This window comes from Nocardioides sp. (assembly GCF_035429765.1).
In the GTDB taxonomy this organism is placed as follows: domain Bacteria; phylum Actinomycetota; class Actinomycetes; order Propionibacteriales; family Nocardioidaceae; genus Nocardioides.
The window spans coordinates 1-8,155 of sequence record NZ_DAOMFK010000137.1 but is presented as its reverse complement, the minus strand read 5'-3'; the positions used below and the strand labels follow the sequence as shown (position 1 = coordinate 8,155).

The window sequence follows — 8,155 nt, the reverse complement described above, 5'->3', positions numbered from 1 at the left end:
AAGGTGCGAGCCGTCCCGCCCCTCGCCGGGAGGACCGGCTGAGTCCGGCCGGGGGCTACGCGGTCGGGCCGCCGCCGACCTGCCCGGGGGTGACGGGGGGGCAGGGCCGCCGTGAGGTGCAGATCCGCCGGCCCCGCTCGTCGCTGACCACGATCTCGTACGTCGCCATCGTCCGCCCCAGGTGCACCGCCGTGGCGACGCCGGTCACGAGGCCGGACCGGGCGGCCCGGTGGTGGGTGGCGTTGATGTCCACGCCGACCGGGAACCGGTCCGGCCAGGCGTGCAGCGAGGAGCCGATCGAGCCCAGCGTCTCGGCCAGCACGACCGACGCCCCGCCGTGGAGGAGGCCGTAGGGCTGGGTGTTTCCCTCGACGGGCATGGTGGCCACCAGCCGCTCGGTGGAGACCTCGACGAGCTCGATCCCCATCTTCTCGCTGAGCCGCCCCATGCCCTGCGGCATGGCGGCCAGCACCTCCTCGACGCTCGGACGACCAGGGTTCTGCTCGGGTGGGGTCATGGGTGCATTCTCGCCCAGCGCCGTGCGGGGGGTGACGCCGGATAGAGTCGCGGGGTGCCCGCCGCCACCAACCCGCCCGTCACCGCCGCCCAGCCCCGGCTGCTGCTGCTCGACGGCCACTCGCTGGCCTACCGGGCGTTCTTCGCGTTGCCGGTGGAGAACTTCTCGACCACCACCGGGCAGCACACCAACGCGGTGTACGGCTTCACCTCCATGCTCATCAACGTCCTGCGCGACGAACGGCCGACCCATGTCGCGGTGGCCTTCGACCTGTCCCGGCAGACCTTCCGCCTCGAGCAGTACCCGGAGTACAAGGCCAAGCGCAACAAGACGCCCGAGGAGTTCAGCAGCCAGCTGCCGTTGATCCAGGAGGTGCTCTCGGCGCTGCGGATCCCGTACCTGGAGAAGGCCGGCTACGAGGCCGACGACATCATCGCCACGCTCACCACGCAGGCGGTCGACCAGGGCCTCGACGTGCTCGTCCTCACTGGCGACCGCGACTCCCTGCAGCTGGTGTCGGACCACGCGACCGTGCTCTACCCGATGCGAGGGGTCTCCGAGCTGGCCCGGATGACGCCGGAGGCGGTGGAGGCACGCTACGGCGTGCCGCCGGGCCGCTACCCCGAGCTGGCCGCGCTCGTGGGCGAGGACTCCGACAACCTTCCCGGCATCCCGGGGGTGGGCCCCAAGACCGCGGCCAAGTGGCTGCAGCAGTACGACGGCCTGGACAACCTGGTCACCCACGCCGACCGGGTCACCGGGAAGGCGGGAGAGAGCCTGCGGGCCCACCTCGGCGACGTCATCCGCAACCGTCGGCTCAACGCACTGGTCTGCGACCTGGACCTTCCGGTCGGCCCCGCCGACCTGGCGGTGCGGCCCTGGGACCGGCACGAGGTGCACACCCTGTTCGACGGCCTGGAGTTCCGGGTGCTGCGCGACCGGCTCTTCGAGACCCTGGAGTCGGAGGAGGAGATCGACGACTCCGGCTTCACCCTGCTGGGCAGCACCCTCGCCCCGGGGGCGGTGGCCGGCTGGCTGGAGGCGCATGGCCGGGCCCCCGGCCGCCGGGTCGGCGTCTGTGTGCAGGGCACCTGGCGCGCAGGGACCGGTGAGGTCTACTCGGTCGCGCTCGCGGCGGAGGACGGCACCGCCGCCTGGCTGGACGCCGCGCAGGTGACCCCTGCGGACGACGTGGCGCTCGCCTCCTGGTTCGCCGACCCGCAGGTCGCCAAGGTGCTGCACGACGCCAAGGGGCCGATCCTGGCGCTGGCGGCCCGGGGGTGGCCGCTGGGCGGCCTCACCAGCGACACCGCCCTGGCGGCGTACCTCGTCCGCCCCGACCAGCGTTCCTACGACCTGGCCGACCTGACCGTGCGCTACCTCAGGCGCGAGCTCAGGCAGGGGCGGGCCGACGACGGCCAGCTCAGCCTGGACGGTCTGGACGGCGACGACACCGCCGAGACCTCCATGCTGCACGCCCGAGCCGTGCTGGACCTGGCCGAGGCGCTGGACACGGCGGTGGCCGAGCACGGGGGCACTGCGCTGCTCTCCGGAGTCGAGCTGCCGCTGGTGGCCCTCCTGGCCACCATGGAGCAGACCGGCATCGCCGTCGACGTCGAGCACCTGGAGTCCCTGGAGGCCCACTTCGCCGCCGAGGTGGCCAAGGCCGCCGGCGAGGCGTTCGCGGTGATCGGCAAGGAGATCAACCTGGGGTCGCCGAAGCAGCTCCAGACGGTGCTGTTCGACGACCTGGCCATGCCCAAGACCAAGCGGACGAAGACGGGGTGGACCACCGACGCCGACGCGCTGCAGCAGCTGTTCGACAAGACCGAGCACCCGTTCCTGCTGGCGCTTCTGCGGCACCGTGACGTCACCCGGCTGCGCCAGACGCTCGAGGGTCTGCTCAAGACGGTCGCCGAGGACGGCAGGATCCACACCTCGTTCAACCAGCTGATCGCGGCCACCGGGAGGCTGTCGAGCACCGACCCGAACCTCCAGAACATCCCCGTGCGCACCGAGGAGGGCCGCCGGATCCGGCAGGGGTTCGTGGTCGGCGAGGGCTACGACTGCCTGATGACCGCCGACTACAGCCAGGTCGAGATGCGGATCATGGCGCACCTGTCGGAGGACCGGCTGCTCATCGAGGCGTTCCGGTCGGGCCAGGACTTCCACTCGATGACCGCCGCCCGGGTCTTCGGCGTCGAGCCGGCCGAGGTCAGCCCGGCGATGCGGGCGAAGATCAAGGCGATGAACTACGGCCTCGCCTACGGCCTGTCCGCGTACGGCCTCGGACAGCAGCTGCGGATCGAGCCGGCCGAGGCGCGCGGCCTGATGGACGAGTACTTCGAGACGTTCGGAGGGGTCCGCGACTACCTGGCCGGGGTGGTCGACGAGGCCCGCCGTACCGGCTACACCGAGACCATCCTGGGGCGTCGGCGCTACCTCCCCGACCTGACCAGCGACAACCGCCAACGTCGGGAGATGGCCGAGCGGATGGCGTTGAACGCCCCCATCCAGGGGTCGGCCGCCGACCTGATCAAGGTCGCCATGCTCGCCGTCGACCGGGCCATCGCCGACCGCGGGCTGCGCTCCCGGATGCTGCTGCAGGTGCACGACGAGCTCGTGCTCGAGGTGGCCTCGGGCGAGCGCGAGCCGCTCGAGGAGCTGGTGCGCGCGGCGATGGGCGGGGCGGCCGACCTGTCCGTGCCGCTGGACGTCTCAGTGGGTACCGGGCGCAGCTGGCACGACGCCGCTCACTGACCCGACTGCGTCCCGGCCACGGGGTGGGCCGCTCCCCTCCTCTCGTCGGGGGAGGGGCGCACCACCAGCAGGCTCACCGCCAGCAGCAGGGCCAGCAGGGTGCCGTCGACCAGCAGCACCACCGCGATCAGGCCCGCCAGCGTCGTCACCTGCGAGCCCGCGACGACCAGCGCCACCAGTGCGGCCCAGACCAGGTACACCGAGCGCTGCCCCCGGCGGGCGAGCACGGCGTACACCAGCAGCTGCAGCATCGACAAGATGGTGCCCAGCACCGCGAACAGCCACAGACTCTCGGCGATCTCGCGGTACTGCGCGCCTCCCACGAACCGCAGCGCCAGGTCCGGCAGCAGCAGTGCGCCCAGGGTGCAGACCGCCCCCAGCGCCGCCACCAGCACCAGGCTGCGCAGCAGCGTCTGGCGGCGTGTCTGGCTCTCGCCGCTGGCCATGTCGGGGAAGGCGACGACCACCACGAACTGGGGCAGGAACAGCACGGCCTTGGTGAGGATGAGCCCCGCCGCGTAGAGGCCGGCGTCGTGCGGGTCGAGCACCCGCCGGGCCACGATCACGTCGACGTTGGAGAGCGCGAAGAATGCGAAGAGGGCGCTGACGTTGTGGACCGTCTCGAGGAGGACCGAGCGGGCCCCGTGGTGCTCGCTGACCCGGCGTCCCGCCTCGCGGTCGCGCAGGACGTACCACCCGATCAGCACCGGCACGAACGCGCCCAGGGTGACCGCGGTCATCGCACTGGTCTCCGTCGGCCGCCACAGCAGCAGCGGCAGCCCGAACAGCAGCCGCGGCACCCCGGCCGCGAGGTAGACGAGGGAGAGCTCGGCCCACCGGCGTTCCCCCTGCAGGATGCCCGCCTGTCCGCCCATCACGGTCAGTGGCACGGCGGCCACGCCGACCAACGCCGCGGTGGGCAGGCTCCCCAGCCGCAGCAGTGAGTTGAGCAGCGGCGACAACGCGACGAGGACGAGGCCCAGCACGAGCGCCCCCCGGTAGGTGACCCCGAGGATGATCCGCTCGATCTGGTGCACGTGCTCGGGATCCGCGGAGATCCGACGGGCAGCGGTCGCCTGCAGGCCGAGCTGGAGCACCGAGATGACCAGCAGCGCCGCCATCAGCGGTGCGAACGCACCGTAGGCCCGGGGCCCGAGGAGGTACGCCGCGAGCATCGTGAAGCCGTAGGTCGCGACGTTCATGATCCCCATCGCCACGGCGACGACGGCACCGCCCTTCAGCAGTCCGCGCGGGGCCGTGGTGCGAGAGGTCACGCAGCAGAGCCTAGATGTCCCACCGTGCGGCCGGTGCACACGACCTAGACTCTGCCCGGTGAGAACCGCGAGGGCGCTGGTGCGCACCATGCGCCCCCGGCAGTGGGTGAAGAACGTCCTCGTGCTGGCGGCGCCCTTCGCCGCCGGGTCGCTCCTGGAGCCCGGTGTCGCCGGTCCCACGGCTCTCGCGTTCGTCGCCTTCTGCCTGGTCTCCTCCGGCGTCTACTGCTTCAACGACTGCGCCGACGTCGAGGCCGACCGGCTGCACCCCCTCAAGCGGACCCGGCCGATCGCAGCCGGAGAGCTCAGTGTCGGCCAAGGAGTCCTCGCCGGCGGCGTCCTCACCGCGGCGGGGCTGGCCGTGGGGGCCCTCACCGGCTGGCCGCTGCTGGTCCTGCTGGCCAGCTACGTGGTCCTGCAGCTCGGCTACGTGCTGTGGCTCAAGCACGAGCCGGTGCTCGACATCGCCGTCGTCGCCCTGGGCTTCCTGCTCCGGGCCGTCGCCGGTGGCCTGGCCGCGGACCTGCCGATCTCGGACTGGTTCTTGCTGGTCACGGGCTTCGGGTCACTCTTCATGGTGGCCGGGAAGCGGTACTCCGAGCTGCACACCCTGGGCGGCCAGGCGGGCACCCGACGCTCGCTGGTCGGCTACACCGGGACGTACCTGCGGTTCGTGTGGACCCTGGGCGCGGCCGCCACGCTGATGTCGTACAGCTTGTGGGCCTTCGAGAACTCCACCAGTGGCCGGCTGCCCTGGCACACGCTCTCCATCGCCCCGTTCGCGGTGGGGCTGCTGCGCTACGCCGTGGACATCGACTCCGGGTCGGCCGCCGAGCCCGAGGACATAGTCTGGGGTGACCGGACCCTGCAGCTGGTCGGCGCCTGCTGGCTGCTGCTGGTCGGGCTGGGGGTGCTGGGTGTCTGATCGGGAGCTGCTCACCGGGTGGGGCTGCACCGCGGCCACCGCAGCCCGGGTGGTGCGGGCGACCCCGGACCGCGTCGCCGAGGAGCTGCGGACGGCGGGGTCACGCGGGGTCATCGCCCGCGGGCTCGGCAGGTCCTACGGTGACGTCGCCCAGAACGCGGGCGGCGTGGTCCTGCTGCCTGCGCCCGGCTCGGTCCGGATCGACCACGAGACGCAGCAGGTGACCGTGGGGGCCGGGACCAGCCTGCACGACCTGATGCGGGTGCTGCTGCCCGAGGGGTACTTCGTGCCGGTCACCCCCGGGACCCGCTTCGTCACCCTCGGTGGCGCGATCGCCTGCGACGTCCACGGCAAGAACCACCACCGGGCCGGCAGCCTCGGCGACCACGTCGTCTCACTCGACCTGGTCCTCCCCGACGGCAGCGCGGTGACCGTCGGTCCGCAGCAGGACCCCGACCTGTACTGGGCCACGGTGGGCGGCCTCGGTCTGACCGGCATCGTCACCTCGGTGGTGCTCTCCCTGCTCAGGGTCGAGTCGGGGTGGATGCGGGTCGACACCGACCGGTTGCCCGACCTCGACGCCGTGATGGACGCCATCACCGCCAGCGACCGAGACACGACGTACTCGGTCGCCTGGATCGACACCCTGGCCCGTGGACGCGCCCTGGGGCGCTCGGTGCTGACCCGCGGGGAGCACGCCCGGTGGGAGGAGCTCACCGGACGCGCGGTCCGGGAGCCGGTCCCGCTCCCTGGCGACCCACGGCTCGGGGCGCCGGGACTGGTCCCGCCGCACCTGGTCTCCCGGCCCACCGTGCGGGCGTTCAACGAGCTCTGGTTCCGCAAGGCGCCCCGGCAGCGGAAGGACGAGCTCCAGACCATCGCCTCGTTCTTCCACCCCCTCGACGGGGTGGCGCACTGGAACCGCCTCTACGGCCGCCAGGGCTTCCTGCAGTACCAGTGCGTGCTCCCCGACCCCGAGGGCGGCCGGCTGGCCCGGATCCTCGAGCGGATCTCCGCGGCCGGGCACGCCTCGTTCCTGGCGGTGCTGAAGCGGTTCGGTCCGGGCAACCCGGGTCCGCTCTCCTTCCCGACGGTGGGCTGGACGCTGGCCCTGGACCTGCCCGTCGGAGCCGGCCTCGTCCCGCTGCTCGCCGAGCTGGACCGTGAGGTCGTCGGGGCCGGCGGCCGGATCTACCTGGCGAAGGACTCCCGGCTACCGGGTGCCCTGCTGGAACAGATGTACCCCCGGCTCGACGAGTTCCGCGCCGTCCGGGCGCGGGTCGACCCGACTGGAGTGCTCCGGTCCGACCTCTCCCGTCGGCTGGACCTGTGATGCGGAGGACCGTGTGATCAACGCGCTAGGACAGCCCCAGTCGTTGCTGCTCCTCGGAGGTACCAGCGACATCGCCGTGGCCATCGCCCGTGCCTGGGCCGGGACCTGCCGTCCGCACGTGACGGTCGCCGCCCGTCCCGGGGCGCGGCGCGACGCCGTGGTCGAGGAGCTGGCCGGCCTCGGGCTGGAGGTGGTGGCGGTCGACTTCGACGCCGAGGACACCGACTCCCACCCGGCGCTCATCGAGCGGCTGGCCGGCGAGCGGGACATCGACGTCGCCGTGGTCGCCTTCGGCGTGCTGGGCGACGAGGAGACGGCGTGGCAGGACCACGCCTCGGCGGTGCACCACGCTCGGGTCAACTACCTGGGGGCGGTGAGCGTGGGGGTGTGCCTCGGGCAGGTCGTGCGACGCCAGGGCCACGGCGTGATCGTCGCGCTGTCCTCGGTGGCCGGGGAGCGGGTGCGCCGCTCCAACTTCGTCTACGGCTCGAGCAAGGCCGGTCTGGACGGCTTCTACCTCGGGCTCGGGGAGGCGCTGCGCGGCTCCGGCGGCAGCGTCCTGGTCGTGCGCCCAGGCTTCGTCCGCACCAAGATGACCGAGGGCCGGGAGCCGGCTCCGCTCTCCGTCACCGCGGACGACGTCGCCCAGGCGGTCGTTGCGGGGGTCGCCCGGCACGCGGAGCTGATCTGGGTCCCTGCTCCGCTGCGCGTGGTCATGTCGGGGCTGCGGCACGTGCCGCGGGCGATGTTCCGCCGGCTCCCGGTGTGACTGGCCGGTGACCTCCGCAGACAGCCGGTGGCGGCACCTGCCCACCCTCTGGGCGCTGGCCCTGCCCGTGCTGGTGCTGGGCCCCGCTCTGGGGCACGGGTTCGTGCTCAGCTACGACATGGTGTGGGTGCCCGATCTGGCGCTGCGCAGCGACATGCTCGGCTTCTCGCCGGCCCTGCCGCGCGCCGTGCCCTCCGACGCTGTGGTGGCGGTCCTGGACGAGGTGGTGCCTGGCATGCTGCTGCAGAAGGTGGTGCTGCTCGGGTCGCTGGCGGTGGCCGGCCTGGGCATCGCCCGGCTCGTCGACGGCTCGGTGTCCGCACGGCTGGTCGCGGTCTCGGTGTACGTGTGGAACCCCTTCGTGGCCGAGCGGCTGTGGATCGGTCACTGGCCGTTGCTGGCCGGGTACGCCGTGCTGCCGTGGGTCGCCCGGGCCGCCTCCCGCTTCCGGCAGGGTCGCGGGTCGTGGGCCGCGCTGGCCGTCTGGCTGCCGTGGGGCTGCCTGAGTCCCAGCGCCGGGCTGTTGACCGCGGTGACGGCGCTGGCCTGCGGCCTCGGGCCTCGCCGGCCGGCCCCG

Annotated in this window: 6 protein-coding genes and 1 pseudogene; 5 read left to right on the top strand and 2 right to left on the bottom strand. The window is 72.7% G+C overall.

The genetic code is table 11. The features are described 5' to 3' along the window. Positions 1–55: 55 nt before the first annotated feature. Entirely contained in the window at positions 56–517 is a 462-nt protein-coding gene (locus tag PLP61_RS12235) for a hotdog fold thioesterase (RefSeq protein WP_324502999.1), read from the bottom strand. A 54-nt stretch (positions 518–571) separates the two neighbouring features. Between PLP61_RS12235 and polA the strand changes: the two genes are divergently transcribed. Further along, the gene (gene polA, locus PLP61_RS12230; RefSeq protein ID WP_324502998.1) at positions 572–3,277 is read left to right on the top strand and encodes a DNA polymerase I; all 2,706 of its coding nucleotides are present in this window, start codon (positions 572–574) and stop codon (positions 3,275–3,277) included. Here the strand turns inward: polA and PLP61_RS12225 are convergent. After that, the gene (locus tag PLP61_RS12225) at positions 3,271–4,551 is read right to left on the bottom strand and encodes a lipopolysaccharide biosynthesis protein (protein WP_324502997.1); all 1,281 of its coding nucleotides are present in this window, start codon (positions 4,549–4,551) and stop codon (positions 3,271–3,273) included. The genes polA and PLP61_RS12225 overlap by 7 nt on opposite strands. Here PLP61_RS12225 and PLP61_RS12220 point away from each other — a divergent pair. The 4 genes and pseudogenes from PLP61_RS12220 to PLP61_RS12205 form a co-directional block, all read left to right on the top strand. Beyond that, positions 4,478–5,476, top strand: coding sequence for a decaprenyl-phosphate phosphoribosyltransferase (locus PLP61_RS12220; RefSeq protein ID WP_324502996.1), 999 nt, complete (start codon positions 4,478–4,480; stop codon positions 5,474–5,476). The two genes, PLP61_RS12225 and PLP61_RS12220, sit on opposite strands and share 74 nt — an antisense overlap. Beyond that, positions 5,469–6,809 carry an FAD-binding oxidoreductase gene (gene dprE1, locus PLP61_RS12215; RefSeq protein WP_324502995.1) on the top strand — a complete coding sequence of 447 codons (1,341 nt, stop codon included), beginning with the start codon at positions 5,469–5,471 and terminating at the stop codon, positions 6,807–6,809. Before PLP61_RS12220 ends, dprE1 begins: the two co-directional genes overlap by 8 nt. 13 nt (positions 6,810–6,822) lie before the next feature. Further along, on the top strand, positions 6,823–7,578 hold the full coding sequence (gene dprE2, locus PLP61_RS12210) for a decaprenylphospho-beta-D-erythro-pentofuranosid-2-ulose 2-reductase (RefSeq protein ID WP_324502994.1): 756 nt from the start codon (positions 6,823–6,825) through the stop codon (positions 7,576–7,578). Positions 7,579–7,585: 7 nt separating this feature from the next. Beyond that, positions 7,586–8,155 (top strand): annotated as a pseudogene (locus PLP61_RS12205) (hypothetical protein); the annotation flags it as partial.